A 17,341-nucleotide genomic window follows, 5' to 3' on the forward strand; every position below is an offset into this window, starting at 1 on the left:
CTGCACCTGGCGGCGGCCCGGACCCTCGCTCCGGTAGCGCCCGGACAGGCCCGGGACGCCCTGCGCGTGGCCGCCTGCTGTACGGGGAGTGGCTGCGCCGCCGGCACCGGCGAGCCGAAGCACGGGAGCAACTGCGCACCGCCCACCGGATGTTCGCCGGAATGGGCACCACCGACGAGGACAGCGGAGCGACCGGCGCCGCCGCGTTCGCCGAGCGGGCCCGCCGCGAGCTGCTGGCCACGGGCGAGCACGTGCGCAGGCGGGCGGTCGCTGGCGAGCACGAACTGACACCGCAGGAGCGGCAGGTCGCCCGGCTCGCGGCCACCCACCTGACCAACAGGGAGATCGCCGCGCAGCTGTTCATCAGCACCGGCACCGTCGAGTATCACCTGACCAAGATCTTCCGCAAGCTCGGCATCACCTCCCGCCGCAGCCTCCCCGACGCACTGGCCGAGTAGCGGGCGAGCGGCCCGCCCGTCTTCCCATCCGCGGCCTGGGGTGCGAGCCGGCACGACTGGGGTGTCTCACAGACTCGCCGCGAGGTCATCGGTCCATACGGTCGCACCCGATGCCCGTTGAGACCTTCGAAAGGAAGATCGCTTCATGTCCCCAGCACGAGTAGCTCGTTTCCTGCCCGGCCGTGTCGGCGCAGCGGTGATGGCGATGATCGGTGTCTTGGCGCTCCAGACGGCGGCGGGTGCCACGCCGGCCGGGGCGAGTGTCAATGAGAGCTGTGGGTCGGACCGGCATCCCCGTCACGGAGACGCCGAGATCGACTGGAAGGCCCCGGTGATCGCGCGCAGCAGGCTCCTGATCAAAGCACCTGTGAAGACCATCTGGCGGATTCAGACCGACATCGACAACTGGGCGACCTGGCAGCCCGAGCTGACCTCGGCGAGCTTGGTGACGCCCGGCAAGCTCCGGAAGGGCTCGGTGTTCCACTGGGTCATCGAGCATCTGGAGATCACCTCCACGGTGCGTCAGGTGCGGCCGCTGCGTCGGCTGGTGTGGGGCGGACCGGCCAACGGCATCACCGGCGTGCACGTGTGGACCTTCACCCCGACCAAGAAGGGTGTGCTGGTCTGCACCGAGGAATCGTGGGCGGGCAAGCCCGTCGATGCCGACATCCCGGGCGCCCAGAAGCTCCTGCGGCAGTCACTCGTCACCTGGCTGCAGCACCTCAAGGAAGCCTCCGAGGCGAGAGCCGCTCAGTAACGTCCGCGGGATCCAGCCGGTCGACTGTGCCTCCTCCCGACGGGTCACGAAACTGAGCCGCCGCCGCGCGCGGTCACGTCTCAGTGCCCCAGGAGGTCCAGGAGAGTCTCCAGCGCGGCCTGCCTGGTCTCCTCGACGGAGTCGCCCCGCTCACCGAAGCACTCGGCGGCCACATCGAGCACGGCCACGACCACGGCCGCGTCGGGATAGGGCACGTCGACCAGCACCGTGTCACCCTCCGCCGCCGCGGCCGGGGCCACGTGCAGCCTCAGCAACCGCCTCATCTCCTCGGCCATCGCGACCCCCAGCACGGCGGCACGCTCGAATCGCTCGGCAGCGATCATCCCACCCTCCACTCGTACACGTGTTCGCATAACTCAAAGGTAGACGGCGCCACCGACAGAATCCGCGGCCCCGCCGGGCTCGGCGGACATCCCCCGGCTGCGGGCTTGGCTCCGATTGATCGCCCGAGGGCTGCGCGGGGGCGACGAGGTGGACGTCGCGTGCCGCTTCGCGTGGGGCGGCGGTGAGACGTACGAGATCTGACCGGAGTTCACGACCACCCTGTCCTCCCAGATCATTTCTCCTCCTTGTTGACGGTCGCGGCGTCCAGGAAGGCGGGGCGTTCGCCGCCGCCGTGCAGCACGAGGCTCGCGCCGCTCACGTAGGACGCGAGGTCGGAGGCGAGGAAGACGCAGGCGTCGCCCACATCGTCGGGGCCGGCGAGCCGGCCCAGCGGGACGGTCCGCGCCACCGACGCGATCCCCACCTCGTCGCCGTAGTGCAAATGGGACGACTCGGTACGCACCATGCCGAGCGTGACCGCGTTGACCCGCACGTACGGAGCCCACTCCACGGCCAGGGACGCCGTCAGCGACTCGAGCCCGGCCTTGGCCGCCCCATAGGCGGCGGTCCCTGGCGACGGCCGGATCCCGCTCACGCTGCAGATGTTGATCACCGAGCCCCGCGAGGACTTCAGCAGCGGATGGCAGGCGCGCGCCACGACCAGCGGGGCGGTCAGGTTCAGGTCGATGATCTTGGCATGGACGGCCGGGTCCGTCTGGGCGAGCGGGGCGAAGGGGCTGCCGCCCGCGTTGTTGACCAGCAGGTCGAGCCGGTCGAGCCCGGCCGCGAAGGCCTCGACCGCCGCGGCGTCCCGCACGTTCAGCGAGGCGAAGGCGATCCCGTCCGGCAGCGCGTCCGGCCGGCGGCGGGCCACCGCGATCACCTCGGCCCCCGCGTCGCGGACCCTGCGGCAGATGCCCAGGCCCACCCCGCGCACCCCTCCGGTGACCAGGGCGACCCGTCCCGCCAGATCCAGCGTGACGGCCATGGCGCCTCCTCATGTTAAGTTCCATCTAACAAATGTTTGGTGGAAAGGTATCTCATGGGAATCTCCACCACGAGGCGTCCCGGCGGGATCGCCGAGATCGTGATCGACGTGCCACCGGTCAACGCGCTCACCGTGGCCGGCTGGTTCGAGCTGGCCGACGCGGTCACAGCCGCCGGACACGACCCGGAGGCCCGGGTCGTCGTGCTTCGGTCCGAGGGCCGGGGCTTCAACGCGGGCGTCGACATCAAGGAAATGCAGCGGACCGACGGGTTCGACGCGCTGCTCGGCGCCAACAGGGGGTGCCATGCGGCGTTCAAGGCCGTCTACGAGTGCGAGGTGCCGGTCGTGGCGGCCGTCCACGGGTTCTGCCTGGGCGGCGGGATCGGACTGGTCGGCAACGCCGACGTCATCGTCGCCTCGGACGACGCGACGTTCGGGCTGCCGGAGGTCCGGCAGGGCGCCCTGGGCGCCGCCACGCATCTGGCGCGGCTCGTCCCGCAGCATCTGATGCGGGCGATGGTCTACACGACCCAGACGGCCTCGGCGCGGCAGCTCCACGCGTTCGGCTCGGTCCACTCGGTCGTCTCCCGCGAGAGCCTCCGCGCGGAAGCCCTCGCGGTGGCCGGGCGGATCGCCGCGATGGACCCGTTGGTGATCCGGCGGGCCAAGGAGTGCCTGAACGGCATCGACCCCGTCGACGTCAACCGGTCCTACCGGTTCGAGCAGGGGTTCACCTTCGAACTCAACCTAGCGGGCGCGGGTGACCGGCACCGCGACGTCTTCGTCGACAAGGAGGCCTGATGGGCGCACTGATGACGGTCGAGGAGATCGTCGGCTCGGTCGAGAGCGGGATGACGCTCGGCATCGGCGGCTGGGGCTCCCGGCGCAAGCCGATGGCGCTGGTCGAGGCGCTGTGCGCGTCCAACGTCACGGATCTGACCCTGGTCTCCTACGGCGGGCCCGACGTGGGAATGCTCTGCGCCGCCGGAAAGGTCAGGCGGGTCGTCGCGCCGTTCGTCACCCTCGACTCGATCCCGCTGGAGCCGCACTTCCGGGCCGCCCGGCAGAACGGGACCATCGAGTTCACCGAGTACGACGAGGGCATGTTCATGTTCGGCCTCTACGCCGCCGCCCACGGCCTGCCGTTCCTGCCGACGCCGGCCGGGCTCGGCTCCGACATCGTGACCTACGATCCATCCCTCCGCACGGTGCGCAACCCGTACGGCGACGAGGAACTGCTCGCCGTCCCGCCGCTGAAGCCGGACGCCGCCCTCCTCCACCTCAACCGGGCCGACGCCCGGGGCAACGGACAGTACCTCGGCCACGACCCCTACCTGGACGACCTGTTCGCCAAGGCCGCCACGAACACGTACCTGTCGTGCGAGCGGCTCGTGACCGCGTTCGACGGTCCGCCGCAGACGCTCCTCGTGAGCCGGATGCACGTCACCGGGGTGGTCGAGATCCCCGGCGGCGCGGGGTTCACCGAGTGCCTGCCGGACTACCCGCGCGACGAGGCCCGCCAGAAGCGCTACGTGGAGGCAGCGAAATGACCGTGACCCGTGCCGAGATCTGCGTGACGGCCTGCGCCGACGCCTGGCGCGGCGACGGCGAGATCCTCGCCGCCGCGATGGGCACCTGCTCGATCCTCGGGGCCCGCCTGGCCCGCGCCACGTTCGAGCCGGGCCTGCTGACCACCGACGGCGGCCCGCTGCTCACCGCCGCGCCCGTCCCGATCGGCGCGCCCGCCGGGGAGGTCGAGGGCTGGATGCCCTTCCGCGACCATCTGTGGCTCGTGCTGAACGGGCGGCGTCACGTGATGATGGGCGCCTCCCAGATCGACAGGTACGGCAACTCCAACATCTCGGCGGTGGGCGACTGGCACCGCCCGACGTCGCAGCTGCTCGGCATGCGCGGCGCCCCCGGCAACACCCGCTGCAACCCCACCTCCTACTGGATCCCCCGGCACGCGCCGCGCGTGTTCGTCGAGAAGGTCGACGTGGTGTCCGGCCTCGGCTGGGACCGGGGCGCGCACGAGATCCGCCGGGTCGTCACCGACCTGGCCGTGCTGGACTTCGACACCCCCGACCGACGGATGCGGCTGCGATCCCTGCACCCGGGCGTATCGGTGGCAGAGGTCGTCGAGCGGACCGGGTTCGAGCTGGTGATCCCCGAGGACGTACCGGAGACCCGGCGGCCGACCGGCCCCGAGCTCCGCGTCCTCCGCGACGTCCTCGACCCGGGCGGCCTGCGCGACCGCGAGGTCAGGTCATGATCAGCACCGCGCTGACCGAACTGACCGGGGTCCGGCACCCGGTCGTCCAGACCGGCATGGGCTGGGTCGCCGGGCCTCGGCTGGTGTCAGCCGTCGCCAACGCGGGCGGCCTCGGCATCCTCGCCTCCGCGACCATGACCCGCGACCAGCTCGCCGACGCCATCGATGAGGTCCGCTCGCGCACCTCGGCACCGTTCGGGGTCAACCTGCGGGCGGACGCCTCCGACGCGGGCGAGCGGGTCGATCTGATCATCCGGACGGGAGTGCGCGTCGCCTCGTTCGCCCTCGCGCCGTCCCGGGAGCTCGTCGAACGGCTCAAGGACGCCGGTGTCGTGGTCATCCCGTCAGTCGGGGCGCGACGCCACGCCGAGAAGGTCGCCGCCTGGGGCGCGGACGCGGTGCTCGTCCAGGGCGGGGAGGGCGGCGGGCACACCGGGGCGGTGGCGACCACGGTCCTGCTGCCGCAGGTCGTCGACGCCGTCGATATCCCGGTGATCGCCGCGGGCGGGTTCTACGACGGGCGGGGGCTGGCCGCCGCGCTGATGTACGGGGCGGCGGGCGTCGCCATGGGCACGCGCTTCCTCCTCACCGCCGACAGCTCGGTGCCGGACGCCGTCAAGCGCGTGTACCTGGAGGGGCACGACACCCTGGTGACCCGGCGGATCGACGGCCTGCCGCACCGGGTCCTGCGCAGCGAACTCGTCACCGAACTCGAGGCGGCGGGGCGGGTTCGCGGTCTCCTGCGGGCCGTGCGCAATGCCGCCAGGTTCAAGAAGATCTCGGGCATGTCCTGGGCCGGCATGGTGCGCGACGGCTTGGCCATGAAGCACGGAAAGGAGCTGTCCTGGTCGCAGGTTCTCATGGCCGCCAACACCCCGATGCTGCTCAAGGCGGCCATGGTCGACGGGCGCCCCGACCTCGGGGTCATGGCTTCCGGTCAGGTGGTGGCTCTCATCGACGCACTGCCCTCGTGCGAGGAGTTGATCTCCGGTGTCGTCGCGGACGCGGAGAAGGCTGTTTCGGGAGTCCGGCTCTCCTAGCTCCAACGTTCGATCATGGTGACGTTGGCCTGGCCGCCGCCCTCGCACATGGTCTGGAGGCCGTAGCGGCCGCCGGTGCGCTCAAGCTCGCCGAGGAGGGTGGTCATGAGGCGGGCGCCGGTGGCGCCGAGCGGGTGGCCGAGGGCGAGGGCGCCGCCATTGGGGTTGGTCTTCGCCGGGTCGTAGCCGGTCTCCTTGAGCCAGGCGAGGGGAACGGAGGCGAACGCCTCGTTGATCTCGACGACGTCCACGTCGTGGATGGACATGCCGGTCTTCTTCATCGCGTACGCGGTGGCGGGGATGGGGGCCGAGAGCATCTTGACCGGGTCCTCGCCGCGGACCGACAGGTGGTGGATGCGGGCGCGCGGGGTCAGCCCGTGGTCGCGCACGGCCCGCTCGGAGGCGATGAGAAGCGCGGCGGAGCCGTCGGAGATCTGGGAGGCCAGCGCGGCGGTGAGTCGGCCGCCCTCGACCAGGGTCTTGAGGCCGCTCATCTTCTCCAGGGTGGTGTCACGGCGGGGGCCCTCGTCGTGCTCGACTCCCTCCAGAGGCGCTGTCTCCCTGGTGAAGTGGCCGTTGTCGATGGCCCGCAGGGCGCGCTGGTGCGAGGTGTAGGCGAATTCCTCCATGGTCTCGCGCGAGATGCCCCACTGGGCGGCGATCATCTCCGCGCCGTTGAACTGGGAGATCGTCTGGTCGCCGTAACGAGCGGCCCAGCCCTTCGACCCGGCGTACGGGCTGCGCGGGAGGCCGAGCGGCTGGGCGGCCTCCATCGAGAAGGAGATGGGGATCTGCGACATGTTCTGGACGCCGCCCGCGACGACCAGGTCCTGGGTGCCGGACAGAACGCCCTGGGCGGCGAAGTGGACGGCCTGCTGGGACGAGCCGCACTGGCGGTCGATCGTCACCCCGGGAACCTGCTCGGGGAGGCCGGCGGCGAGCCAGGCGGTGCGGGCGATGTCGCCGGCCTGGGGGCCGACGGTGTCCAGGCAGCCGAACACGACGTCCTCGACGGCCGCGGGGTCGATGCCGGTCCGGTCCATGAGCGCCCGGAGGGCGTGTGCGCCGAGGTCCGCGGGGTGGACGGCGGAGAGTCCGCCGCCACGCCGTCCGACCGGGGTGCGGACGGCGTCGATGATGTAGGCCTCGGCCATGACGGGTTCCTCCTAGGGTTGCTGGATGCCTTCCAGGACCATCGCGAGGTACTGCCCCGCGATCTGGTCGGCGGAGAGCCGGCCGCCGGGCCGGTACCAGGTGGCGGCGACCCAGACGGTGTCGCGGATGAAGCGGTAGATCAGGATGCGGTCGAGGTCGGCGCGGAACACCCCCTCGGCCACGCCGCGGTCGAGGACCGACAACCAGGTGGCCTCGAACTTCTCTCGGGACCTGTCCAGGTAGGCGAAGCGCGGGTTGGCGGCCAGGTGTTTGGACTCGTTCTGGTAGATCACGACGGCGGGGAGGTGCCGTTCGATGCTCGCGAACGACGCGACGACCAGCGCGCGAAGCGTCTCTCGGGCGTCCAGCCCGGAAGAGACGATCTTGTCGTAGTCGGCCCACATCTCGTCGAGGAAGGTCGAGAGGATCTCGTCGACCATCGACTCCTTGGAGTCGAAGTGGTAGTAGAGGCTGCCGCCGAGAATCCCGGCGGCTTCGGCGGCCTCGCGGACGGTCGTGGCGGCGTAGCCCCGGGAGGCGAAGACCTCCGCGACGGCGGCGAGCAGTTCGGCCCGCCGTTCCGCTCGGGCCACGGCGGTGCCTTCGGCATCCCGCCGGCGTGCGCTCATCGGACTCCTAGGAGTGCTGGTTGGAGACGGAGACGACTTCGCCCGTCATGTACGAGGAGTAGTCGCTGGCGAGGAAGATTATGACGTTCGCCACCTCCCAGGGCTCCGCGTAGCGGCCGAACGCCTCGCGGGCCGTCAGCTCCGTCAGCAGTTCCTCGGAGGTCACCTTGACGAGGTGCGGGTGCATCGCGAGGGACGGCGACACCGCGTTGATCCGCACCCCGGACTCCGCGGCCTCCAGAGCGGCGCAGCGGGTCAGCGCCATCACCCCCGCCTTGGCAGCGGCGTAGTGCGACTGGCCCTTCTGGGCCCGCCAGCCGATGACCGAGGCGTTGTTGACGATGACGCCGCTCCCCTGCTCGCGCATGATCCGCAAGGCGGCGCGGGTGCAGCGCATCGTCCCGTTGAGGGTGACGTCGAGGACGCGGTCCCACTCGTCGTCGGACATCTCGACGAGGTCGCGCGTGCCGCCGAGCCCGGCGTTGTTGACCGCCACGTCGATCCGGCCGTAGTGGGTGAGCGCCCGCTGGAACAGGGCTCTCACCTGGGCCTCGTCGGTGACGTCGCAGGGCTGGGCGATCACCCGCCCCGAGCCGAACTCCCGCTCCAGCCCGATCCGCGACTCCTCCAGACGCCGCTCGTGCGCGTCGCTGATCAGGATGGACGCGCCCTCTTCCAGGCACCGCCGCGCGGTGGCCCCGCCGATCCCGGCTCCGGCCGCCGCGGTGATCACTACGACCTGATCGTCCAGCAGTCCGTGCCCGGCCACGTACGGGGGCTTCATGCGCGCGTCTCCCGGGGAAGGCCGACCACGCCCTCGAACTCGCGCCGGAATCCGACCCGCCGGCCGCGGGACGCGGAGCTGTCGTTCATGTGGGCAACTCTACCAAACGGTTGTTAGAAAGAATCGCCTCGCGCTGGTCACCCTGAACGGCCTGAGTACCGAAACGCCCAGAACAGCGCGATGACGTACGCGTTGGACGATCGCCTGTGCAGCCCGCACGCCGCCGAGAGCCGCCTGTGCCCAGAGAAGGCCGCAGGGTCCCGGCACTCAAGGGCCGCCCGAAGCCGGGCCGACCTTGGCGCCAAGCACCCTGTGATCTGCGGCGCCGATCCGCGGAGGCGGCCCGGGGCGGCTCGCCTACTTCTTGGACTTGTCGGCGCTGGAGTCCGTCGACAGGGCGGCGACGAAGGCCTCCTGGGGCACCTCGACCCGGCCGACCATCTTCATCCGCTTCTTGCCTTCCTTCTGCTTCTCCAGCAGCTTGCGCTTGCGCGAGATGTCGCCGCCGTAGCACTTGGCGAGGACGTCCTTGCGGATGGCGCGGATGTTCTCGCGGGCGATGACGCGGGCGCCGATGGCGGCCTGGATGGGCACCTCGAACTGCTGCCTGGGGATCAGCTCGCGCAGCTTCTTGGCCATGTCGACGCCGTAGGAGTAGGCCTTGTCCTTGTGCACGATCGCGCTGAAGGCGTCGACCGGCTCGCCCTGGAGCAGGATGTCGACCTTGACCAGATCGGCCTCGTCCTCCCCCGCCGGCTCGTAGTCGAGCGAGGCGTAGCCGCGGGTGCGCGACTTGAGCTGGTCGAAGAAGTCGAAGATGATCTCGCCGAGGGGCAGCGTGTAGCGGATCTCGACCCGATCCTCCGACAGGTAGTCCATGCCCTGCAACTGCCCGCGTCGTCCCTGGCAGATCTCCATGATCGCGCCGATGAACTCCGCCGGGGCCAGGATCGTGGACTTGGTGACCGGCTCGAAGACCTGCGCGATCTTGCCGCCGGTGGGGAACTCCGAGGGGTTGGTGACCGTGAGCTCTGTCCCGTCCTCCATGACCACGCGGTAGACCACGTTGGGCGCGGTCGAGATCAGCGACAGGCCGAACTCCCGCTCCAGTCGCTCGCGGACGATCTCCATGTGGAGCAGCCCGAGGAAGCCGACACGGAAGCCGAATCCGAGCGCGGCCGAGGTCTCCGGCTCGTAGATCAGCGCGGCGTCGTTGAGCTGGAGCTTGTCGAGCGCCTCGCGCAGCTCGGGGTATTCGTCGCCGTCGATCGGATAGAGGCCGGAGAACACCATGGGCTTGGGGTGCTCGTAGCCCGCCAGCATCTCGCGTGCGGCCTTGACGGCCGAGGTGACGGTGTCACCGACGCGCGACTGGCGCACGTCCTTGACGCCGGTGATCAGGTAGCCCACCTCGCCGACGCCGAGCCCGAGCTCGGACGGCTTCGGCTCGGGAGAGATGACGCCGATCTCCAGCGTCTCGTGGGTGGCGCCGGTGGACATCATGAGGATGCGCTCGCGCCTGCCCAGGTGGCCGTCGAAGACCCGTACGTACGTCACGACGCCCCGGTACGTGTCGTACACCGAGTCGAAGATCAGCGCCCGCGCGGCGGAGTCGGCCTCGCCCACCGGCGGCGGCACGGAAGCCACCACATGGTCGAGCAGCTCGCGCACGCCCTCGCCGGTCTTGCCCGACACGCGCAGCACGTCGGACGGGTCGCAGCCGATCAGGCCCGCGAGCTCCTCGGCGAACTTCTCCGGCTGCGCGGCGGGCAGGTCGATCTTGTTGAGCACGGGGATGATGTGCAGGTCGGCGTTCATGGCCAGGTAGAGGTTGGCCAGGGTCTGCGCCTCGATGCCCTGGGCGGCGTCGACCAGGAGGACGGCGCCCTCGCACGCCTGAAGCGACCGCGACACCTCGTAGGTGAAGTCGACGTGACCGGGCGTGTCGATCATGTTGAGCACGTGGCCGTCCCATGGCAGCCGCACCGCCTGGGACTTGATCGTGATGCCGCGCTCCCGCTCGATGTCCATCCGGTCGAGGTATTGGGCGCGCATGGAGCGGTCGTCGACCACGCCGGTGATCTGCAGCATGCGGTCGGCAAGGGTCGACTTGCCATGGTCGATGTGCGCGATGATGCAGAAGTTGCGGATCAACGCGGGGTCGGTCTGGCCAGGCTGAGTGCGCACCGAAGTCCGTTTCGACAGGGTTGAGGTCAAGCGTCTTTCATGGTGACATGCCCGGGTGATCACCCGAACCGTCATCCGCCGCGGCCTGCGCCTGCTCGCGCTTGCCTTGGTCGTCGTGGTCGCGCTGGTCGGCCTGCTGGCCGCCGCGTTCCGGCTCCAGTTTACCGGCGTGCCCGCGGGCTGGGCGAAGAGCACGGGCAACGACGCCCTGTGGCTCGGCCACATGTGGGTGGACGGCCGCCGCACGGAGCAGGACGTCGAGAGGCTGGCGGAACGGCTGCGCGCCACGGGGATCAAGGACCTGTACGTTCATTCCGGCCCGTTCGAGTGGGACGGACGCTTAGATCCGGCCAAATACCCCAAGGCACGAAATTTCGTGCAATGGGCGAAGAAGCAGCTCCCCGGCGTCCGCGTCTCGGCCTGGCTCGGCCAGTCCGTCAAGAACGGTCTCGACCTCGACGACCCGCGCTCCCGCGAGAACGTGCTGAACGGCGTCGCCGACATCATGAAGAGCGGCTTCGACGGCGTCCACTACAACTTCGAGCCCATCGGCGACGGCGACACGGACTTCCTCGTCCTCCTCGAACAGACCCGGCGGCACACCAGGCTGCTGTCCACCTCGACCCCGCAGATCGAGCCCTACCCCCTCATGCGCCTGACGGCCAGAGCCGTGCTGACCCACGACAAGTACTGGTCACGGGACTACTTCCGGCAGATCGTCGACCGCGTCGACCAGGTCGCGATCATGACGTACGACTCCTTCACGCCCCTTCGCGCGCTCTACGGCGGCTACGTCGTACGCCAGGCCGAACTGGCGCTCGACCTGGTCCCCGAGGACAAGCACCTGTTCATCGGCGCCCCCGCCTACCACGACCACGGCATCCCCTGGGCCGACCCGGCCGAGAGCGTCGCCGACGCGGCGCGCGGCGCGAAGCTGGCCCTGTCGGATCACGGCTGGCGTGAGCGGTTCGGTCTCGCCCTCTATGTGGACTTCGCGGCGACGGAGGAGGACTGGAGGGAGTACGCTGCGCAGTGGCTCAACTGACGGAGCTCACCCAGGTCGTTGATTTGAGCGGCCACCTGGGTTATTGGTAATCTGTTCAACTGCGTGTGGCGCGCCCTCTCTCGAGCCCGCGCGCCCCATCCATCCCAGACTCTCACCGAGGCTTCTTCGTGGCGAACATCAAGTCCCAGATCAAGCGCAACAAGCAGAACGAGAAGGCCCGCCTGCGCAACAAGGCGGTCAAGTCGTCCCTCAAGACGGCAGTTCGCAAGTTCCGCGAGGCCGCCGAGCAGGGCGACGTCGAGCAGGCCGTGGCGCTCCAGCGCGTCGCCGCCCGCCAGCTCGACAAGGCCGTCAGCAAGGGCGTCATCCACAAGAACCAGGCCGCCAACCGCAAGTCGGCGATCGCCAAGCAGGCCGCCGCGCTGGCCGCCAAGTAAGCCACCGGCGCCACACCTGGTTCCACCCGAGCGCCGCACTCCCGTCTGCCGGAGTGCGGCGTTCCCGCGTGCGTACAGTCCGACCTCACGCCCCGGACCGTCCTTCACCACGGCCGTTTTCGAGGCGTTCCCGAACGAGACCGAACACCACCCGCGGCCGGTCCGAAAGGGGCAATACGGCCCCCCTCAACGGGACGGGAGACCACCGACCCGCCGCACTCGCAGACCGACCGCTCTAGGACGTGGAAGCCGCGCACACCGCACAGAGGCCGACAGGCGGCGGGCAAGCCGGCGGCCTACCCGGCACCAACGACCGCACAACGGCCCACTCGACGGACAACCGGTGCGGCCAGCGGCCCGCCGGACAGACACCCACCTGCACATGACAGCCCGTTTCCCTGGACCACGCCGACACCGTGAGTGATCGGCGCAGGTCAGTGGCGGTGACGTGCGGAAATCGTGGGTGGACTAGCGGCCCGTTCGGCTGGCGACCACAACCTGGACCGCGTGCTCAAGCGCGTACGCCGGATCCGCACCCGCGCCCTTGACCTGCTCGTCGGCGTCGGCCACCGCCTGGATCGCCCGCGACAGACCGTCGGGACCCCAGCCGTTCAGCTGGCGCTTGACCCGATCGATCTTCCAGGGCGGCATGCCCAGGTGGCTCGCCAGTTGCCCGCCGCGGAGGTTGCGTGGAGCGCCGCCGACCTTGGCGATGGACCGCAGCCCGCCCGCCAGCGCGCTCACCAGCAGAACGGGCGCGACCCCGGTGCCGAGCGCCCAGCGCAGCTGCTCCAGCGCATCGGCGAGACGCCCCTCGACCGCCGCGTCCGCAACGTTGAACCCGGTGACCTCCGCCCGCCCCTTGTGATAGCGAGCCACGGCCGCGGCACTGATCGTCTTCTCCTCGGTGTCGAAGACCAGCTGACTGCACGCCGCCGCCAGCTCCCGCAGGTCATTGCCCACCGCGTCGAGCAGCGCCTGCGCGGCGTCGGCCGAGATCGACCGGCCGGCGCGCCTGACCTCGCCCTTGATGAAGTCGAGCCGCTCCCCCGCCTTGGTCGGCTTGCTGACGGTGACGACATGGGCCTTGGCCTTCTTCAGCCCATCGACCAGCGCCTTGCCCTTCGCCCCGCCTGGGTGCGACAGCACCAGGACGGTGTCGCCGGACGGATGCGCGGCGTACGCCAGCACCTCGGCGATCACCTCCTTGGCCAGGTCCTGCGCGGAGCGGATCACGACCACCGAGCGATCGCCGAAGAGCGACGGGGAAGCCAGCTGAGTCAGCTCCCCCTGCCCCACCTTGGCACCGAGGAGATCGTGTACCTCCGCCCCGCCGTCGGCGGCCCGCGCCGCGGCGACGACAGCACTGACCGCCCGCTCGGCCAGCAACTCTTCCTCGCCCACCACCAAGGTCACGGGCGCTGGTTCGGTTCCCGCCATGTCGAGCAGCATCCCATGCCCTCCCGACAACCCGGTACTCAACCAGCCCTCCACCCCGACCACCTGAGGCTGTGAACGATAGATGGTCTCTGGGAGCGATAGGCGGCCTCGGGTTGTCCACCCAGGGAAGGATCTCTTGCGCCCCCCAGTCAGGGATGCGGCAAACTCGCGAAGCTCAATCATGAGGTTGGCGTAGTGAGGGCCTCGATAGGCCGTGGAGCAAAGCGATGCTCGCCTGCGGTGAGCTCGCCGCAGACGAAGATGGAAGCGAGCTGTCGTTTCCGGTCGCCAAGTTCGGGGGCGTTGTGGACCGGGGACGGGGGGAAGCCGTGCAACCAGGTTGTCCCAAGCGGGTTCGTCGACGGACCAGGTCGCGAGTGATTGGCGGCGCCGCAAGTAGTTGATCCCGGCCAGCCCGGTGAAGACGATCACGTAGTCGACGCACCGGGTCAGCAGGCGCACACCGCCAACCTGTCCAGGGAGCACACGGTCGCGGCCCCGCCGGGGCTCGTGGTCATCGCCGGCGGCAAGTACACCACCTACCGGGTCATGGCCAGGGACGCCGTCGACGTGGCCGTGCGCGAACTGGGCGCCGACGTGCCCGCGTCCGTCACCGACCGGCTGCCACTGCTCGGCGCGGAGGGATTCGAGGTGCTCCGGAACGGCAGCGCCGGCCTGGCGGCGCGCTCCGGCCCTGGACGTGGCCCGCGTCGAGCGCCTGCTCGGGCGCTACGACTCGGCGACCGTGGACCTGCTCGAGCTGATCGAGGCGGATCCCACGCTGGGCGAGCCGCTCGCCCGGGGCGGCTGACTACCTCAGAGCGGAGGCGGTGTACGCGGCGTCCCACGAGGGGGCGTTGCGCCTGGAGGACGTGCTGGTCCGCTGCACCCGCACCGCGATCGAGGAGCGCGACCAGGGCATGGCCGCGGCGCAGGAGGTGGCCGCGCTCATCGCACCCGTGCTGAGCTGGGACGACGAGGACGTGCGGCGCGAGACGGAGGGCTACCGGACCATGGTGCACGTCGAGATGTCCGCGGAGCGGCAGCCCGACGACCTGTCAGCGGTGGCCGTCCCCGCGGAGATCTGCGCGGCATACAGCCACTCGCGGGCAGGTGATCGGCCGGTCAACGCCTGACCGGAAGCCGGGGCCGATCGACGTTCACTTTCGCCGGCCGGTGCACTACCCTACCGACCAGCCGGTATGGAGGGAGTCGCCGTGTGGGAGCCGGAGCTCGCCGAACTCGAGCGCCGCATGCGCCTGGCCGAGCGCATGGGAGGCGCGGAGCGGGTAGCCAGGCAGCACTCCAGCGGGCGGCTCACGATCCGCGAGCGCCTCGCCGCCCTCACCGACGGCTGGGACGAAGTCGGCGCGCTCACCGGCCACCCCACCGGGGATGACGGGTTCACCCCGGCCAACGTGATCATCGGCAGGGCGACGCTGGACGGGCGGCGCGTAGTCGTGGCGGGCGACGACTTCACCGTGCGTGGCGGGGCGGCCGACGCCGCTGTTCACGACAAGCAGATCCTGGCCGAGCGGATGGCCGGGGAGCTGCGGGTGCCGTTGATCAGGCTGGTCGACGGTACCGGTGGCGGGGGCAGCGTCAGGCAGCTTGAGGAGCTCGGCAGGACGTACGTGCCCTACAACCCCGGCTGGGACCAGGTCGTGGCCAACCTCGGCCGCGTCCCCGTGATCGCGCTCGCGCTCGGACCGGTGGCCGGGCTCGGCGCGGCGCGCCTGGTCACCTCGCACATCTCGATCATGGTGAAGGGGCTCTCCCAGGTGTTCATCGCCGGGCCGGCCGTGGTCGAGGCGGGGATGGGGGAGAGCGTGGACAAGGAGGAGCTCGGCGGCTGGCGGACGGCTGCGGCGGCCGGCTCCGTGGACCTGGTCGCGGACTCCGAGGAGGACGCGTTCGTGCTGACCAGGCAGGTGCTGTCCTACCTGCCGCAGAACGCCTGGCGGACACCGCCCGTCACCCTGTCCGGCGACGACCCGGGCCGGGCCGCCCCCGAGCTGCGCGCCGCCGTCCCGCGCGAGCGGCGCAAGCCGTACGACATGCGCGCCATCCTCGGCCTGGTCTTCGACACCGGCAGCGTGCTCGAACTCGGCCGCAGGCACGCCCCTTCCACGATCACCGCACTTGCCCGCCTCGACGGGCACCCCGTGGCGGTGCTGGCGAGCGACCCGCGCGTGTACGGCGGCGGCATGACGGCGCAGGGCGCGGACAAGACGACCCGGTTCGTCGACCTGGCCGAGACGTTCCACCTGCCGGTCGTGCACCTCGTGGACCAGCCGGGCTTCGTCATCGGCACCGCCGCCGAGCGGGCCGGCGCCATCCGGCACGGCGCCCGCGCGCTGGCCGCCGTCTACCAGTCGTCAGTGCCGTGGGCGTCGGTGCTGGTCCGCCGCGTCTTCGGCGTCGCGGGCGCGGCGCACCGGCCCCACCACAGGTACGGGCTGCGCGTCGCCTGGCCGTCGGGCGACTGGGGGTCGCTGCCGATCGAGGGCGGGCTGGAGGTGGCGTTCAAGCGCATGCTCACCGAGGCGGGGCCGGAGGCCGAGTCGCTCAAGGCGGAGATCGCGGCCCGGCTGGAGGCGGTCAGGTCGCCCTTCCGCACGGCCGAGGCGTTCCTAGTCGAGGACATCATCGACCCCTCCCGGACCCGGCCGATCCTCACGGAGTGGGTGCGCGACGCGTACGCCGTCCTGGAACCCGGCCCCCGCGCCACCACCCGTCCCTGAACAGCGGGCGAACCCGGCAGGTCGGGGCGCGGCGCGGCGGCCTCTGAGCCCGGCCGTTCAGGCGCCGAAGGCGGGCGGGGGCAGGCGCCGAAGGCGCGGCGCTATGTTTCGGATGGGGCGGCCCTGCTGTAGGGCGGGGTCATGAAGAGGTGTCAGTGGCGGGTGGCGTTGCGGTCCTCGTCGGCGAAGCCGCCACCGCCCGCTGCTGGAGGAGTACGACAAGGTCGTGTCTGGGCCGATGCCCATGTCACCGGCGGCGGCGAACGCCTCCTGGTCGGCGCCGAGGAAGATGAACTTCCAGGCCTCGTCCTGCTGAGCGGCGATTAGACGGCGTATCTGGGTCCGCGAGCGCCACTGTCGGGAGGCGTTCTCCTTGCCCTCGGTGAGGATCACCACGACCACTTCGCCGGGGAGGTCGCTGTCGGGCACGGCGTCGAACTGGGCGCGCATGGTGGTGATGGTCTTGCCGATCGCGTCGAGCAGCGCGGTCAGGCCCCGCGGGCGGAGCTGGAAGTCCGGGACGTCGGCCAGGGCGGTGAACTCGTAGACGGTCTCGTAGTGATCATCGAACTGGCAGAGGGACACGAACGTCTCAGCCGGGGTGTTTGCCTGCTCGGTCAGGAACGCCTTGAGGCCCCCTTCGGTGTCCTCCGTGACGCGCTGCATGCTGCCGGAGCGGTCGAGGATGATCGTGATGTGGCGGGGGTTCGGATTGGGTATGACGGTTCCTTTCAGGGAGAGGGAAAGGCTCCGGTAGAGCGCGTCTGTGTGATCGACGACGTCGCCACCGTGTCATGCGTCGGTCCTCAGGCAGCGGCCCGGGCCATCTGCGTGGTGTCAGGGTTCGCGGCGGCAGCGGTCTCGTCGGCCAGGAGGTCGATCATCCGGGTGAGATGTGCGCGGTGCTTGGCAAGCTCGCGCCGTTGTGTCGGTGACCGGGGCCACCGGAGGGATTGGGATGGCGCTGGTGTTTGCGCCGGATGCACAACTCGGGATTCATATGGGCGCCCGAGGCGCGCCTGACCTAATCCGAAAATCGGAGAGCAAGCATGCAGACGGCAGCCAACCCCGGCGGACGACGGTGCGTCGGGGTGGGTGA

Annotated in this window: 18 protein-coding genes; 10 read left to right on the forward strand and 8 right to left on the reverse strand. The window is 70.4% G+C overall.

Features of this window, described 5'->3' with window-relative positions; all coding sequences use genetic code 11:
- Together DQW85_RS14670 and DQW85_RS14675 are read left to right on the forward strand one after the other, a co-directional pair.
- Nucleotides 1-458: helix-turn-helix transcriptional regulator (locus DQW85_RS14670; RefSeq protein ID WP_162794990.1), on the forward strand; the 458-nt coding region annotated here is incomplete at its 5' end.
- Between the two features lie 205 nt (nt 459-663).
- Nucleotides 664-1,215 carry an SRPBCC family protein gene (locus tag DQW85_RS14675; RefSeq protein ID WP_162794991.1) on the forward strand — a complete coding sequence of 184 codons (552 nt, stop codon included), beginning with the start codon at nt 664-666 and terminating at the stop codon, nt 1,213-1,215.
- An 80-nt stretch (nt 1,216-1,295) separates the two neighbouring features.
- Here the strand turns inward: DQW85_RS14675 and DQW85_RS14680 are convergent, their stop codons facing one another.
- Both DQW85_RS14680 and DQW85_RS14690 read right to left on the reverse strand, forming a co-directional pair.
- Nucleotides 1,296-1,559 carry a hypothetical protein gene (locus tag DQW85_RS14680; RefSeq protein WP_113700865.1) on the reverse strand — a complete coding sequence of 88 codons (264 nt, stop codon included), beginning with the start codon at nt 1,557-1,559 and terminating at the stop codon, nt 1,296-1,298.
- A 233-nt stretch (nt 1,560-1,792) separates the two neighbouring features.
- Nucleotides 1,793-2,548 (reverse strand): SDR family oxidoreductase, encoded by a 756-nt coding sequence (locus DQW85_RS14690; protein ID WP_113700867.1) that lies wholly within the window; start codon nt 2,546-2,548, stop codon nt 1,793-1,795.
- 54 nt (nt 2,549-2,602) lie between these two features.
- Between DQW85_RS14690 and DQW85_RS14695 the strand changes: the two genes are divergently transcribed.
- Genes DQW85_RS14695 through DQW85_RS14710 form a run of 4 tightly spaced genes read left to right on the forward strand, consistent with a single transcriptional unit; the run spans nt 2,603 to nt 5,860 of the window.
- On the forward strand, nt 2,603-3,349 hold the full coding sequence (locus tag DQW85_RS14695; protein ID WP_113700868.1) for an enoyl-CoA hydratase family protein: 747 nt from the start codon (nt 2,603-2,605) through the stop codon (nt 3,347-3,349).
- Entirely contained in the window at nt 3,349-4,098 is a 750-nt protein-coding gene (locus DQW85_RS14700) for a CoA transferase subunit A (RefSeq protein ID WP_240197180.1), read from the forward strand. The genes DQW85_RS14695 and DQW85_RS14700 overlap by 1 nt, the downstream gene beginning before the upstream one ends.
- Nucleotides 4,095-4,820, forward strand: coding sequence for a CoA-transferase subunit beta (locus DQW85_RS14705; protein ID WP_113700869.1), 726 nt, complete (start codon nt 4,095-4,097; stop codon nt 4,818-4,820). The genes DQW85_RS14700 and DQW85_RS14705 overlap by 4 nt, the downstream gene beginning before the upstream one ends.
- Complete coding sequence (locus DQW85_RS14710; protein WP_205315132.1) at nt 4,817-5,860, forward strand: NAD(P)H-dependent flavin oxidoreductase; 1,044 nt, start codon at nt 4,817-4,819, stop codon at nt 5,858-5,860. Before DQW85_RS14705 ends, DQW85_RS14710 begins: the two co-directional genes overlap by 4 nt.
- On the opposite strand, the gene DQW85_RS14715 is transcribed toward DQW85_RS14710, so the two are convergent.
- The 4 genes from DQW85_RS14715 to lepA all read right to left on the reverse strand — a co-directional run bounded on the left by DQW85_RS14715 (nt 5,857) and on the right by lepA (nt 10,615).
- Nucleotides 5,857-7,014, reverse strand: a complete 1,158-nt coding sequence (locus tag DQW85_RS14715; RefSeq protein ID WP_113700870.1) for an acetyl-CoA C-acetyltransferase — start codon at nt 7,012-7,014, stop codon at nt 5,857-5,859. The two genes, DQW85_RS14710 and DQW85_RS14715, sit on opposite strands and share 4 nt — an antisense overlap.
- A gap of 12 nt (nt 7,015-7,026) precedes the next feature.
- Nucleotides 7,027-7,644 carry a TetR/AcrR family transcriptional regulator gene (locus DQW85_RS14720; protein WP_113700871.1) on the reverse strand — a complete coding sequence of 206 codons (618 nt, stop codon included), beginning with the start codon at nt 7,642-7,644 and terminating at the stop codon, nt 7,027-7,029.
- Nucleotides 7,645-7,651: 7 nt separating this feature from the next.
- Entirely contained in the window at nt 7,652-8,428 is a 777-nt protein-coding gene (locus DQW85_RS14725; protein WP_113700872.1) for an SDR family oxidoreductase, read from the reverse strand.
- Nucleotides 8,429-8,785: 357 nt separating this feature from the next.
- Nucleotides 8,786-10,615, reverse strand: coding sequence for a translation elongation factor 4 (gene lepA / locus DQW85_RS14730; RefSeq protein ID WP_113700873.1), 1,830 nt, complete (start codon nt 10,613-10,615; stop codon nt 8,786-8,788).
- A gap of 55 nt (nt 10,616-10,670) precedes the next feature.
- Between lepA and DQW85_RS14735 the strand changes: the two genes are divergently transcribed.
- On the forward strand, nt 10,671-11,660 hold the full coding sequence (locus tag DQW85_RS14735; RefSeq protein ID WP_113700874.1) for a glycoside hydrolase family 18 protein: 990 nt from the start codon (nt 10,671-10,673) through the stop codon (nt 11,658-11,660).
- Nucleotides 11,661-11,788: 128 nt separating this feature from the next.
- Nucleotides 11,789-12,058, forward strand: a complete 270-nt coding sequence (gene rpsT / locus DQW85_RS14740) for a 30S ribosomal protein S20 (protein ID WP_113700875.1) — start codon at nt 11,789-11,791, stop codon at nt 12,056-12,058.
- A 468-nt stretch (nt 12,059-12,526) separates the two neighbouring features.
- Here the strand turns inward: rpsT and holA are convergent, their stop codons facing one another.
- A complete protein-coding gene (gene holA, locus DQW85_RS14745) occupies nt 12,527-13,510 on the reverse strand; it encodes a DNA polymerase III subunit delta (protein WP_240197181.1) in 984 nt (327 codons plus the stop codon).
- 818 nt (nt 13,511-14,328) lie between these two features.
- Here holA and DQW85_RS47925 point away from each other — a divergent pair.
- Together DQW85_RS47925 and DQW85_RS14755 are read left to right on the forward strand one after the other, a co-directional pair.
- Nucleotides 14,329-14,634 carry a glycerol-3-phosphate dehydrogenase C-terminal domain-containing protein gene (locus DQW85_RS47925; RefSeq protein ID WP_338043388.1) on the forward strand — a complete coding sequence of 102 codons (306 nt, stop codon included), beginning with the start codon at nt 14,329-14,331 and terminating at the stop codon, nt 14,632-14,634.
- 81 nt (nt 14,635-14,715) lie between these two features.
- Nucleotides 14,716-16,242: an acyl-CoA carboxylase subunit beta gene (locus DQW85_RS14755; protein ID WP_205315134.1), complete on the forward strand. Its 1,527-nt coding sequence runs from the start codon at nt 14,716-14,718 to the stop codon at nt 16,240-16,242.
- Between the two features lie 57 nt (nt 16,243-16,299).
- On the opposite strand, the gene DQW85_RS14760 is transcribed toward DQW85_RS14755, so the two are convergent.
- Nucleotides 16,300-16,908, reverse strand: a complete 609-nt coding sequence (locus DQW85_RS14760) for a VWA domain-containing protein (RefSeq protein WP_113700877.1) — start codon at nt 16,906-16,908, stop codon at nt 16,300-16,302.
- Nucleotides 16,909-17,341 lie beyond the last annotated feature (433 nt).

The organism is Nonomuraea lactucae, assembly GCF_003313395.1.
In the GTDB taxonomy this organism is placed as follows: Bacteria; Actinomycetota; Actinomycetes; order Streptosporangiales; family Streptosporangiaceae; genus Nonomuraea; species Nonomuraea lactucae.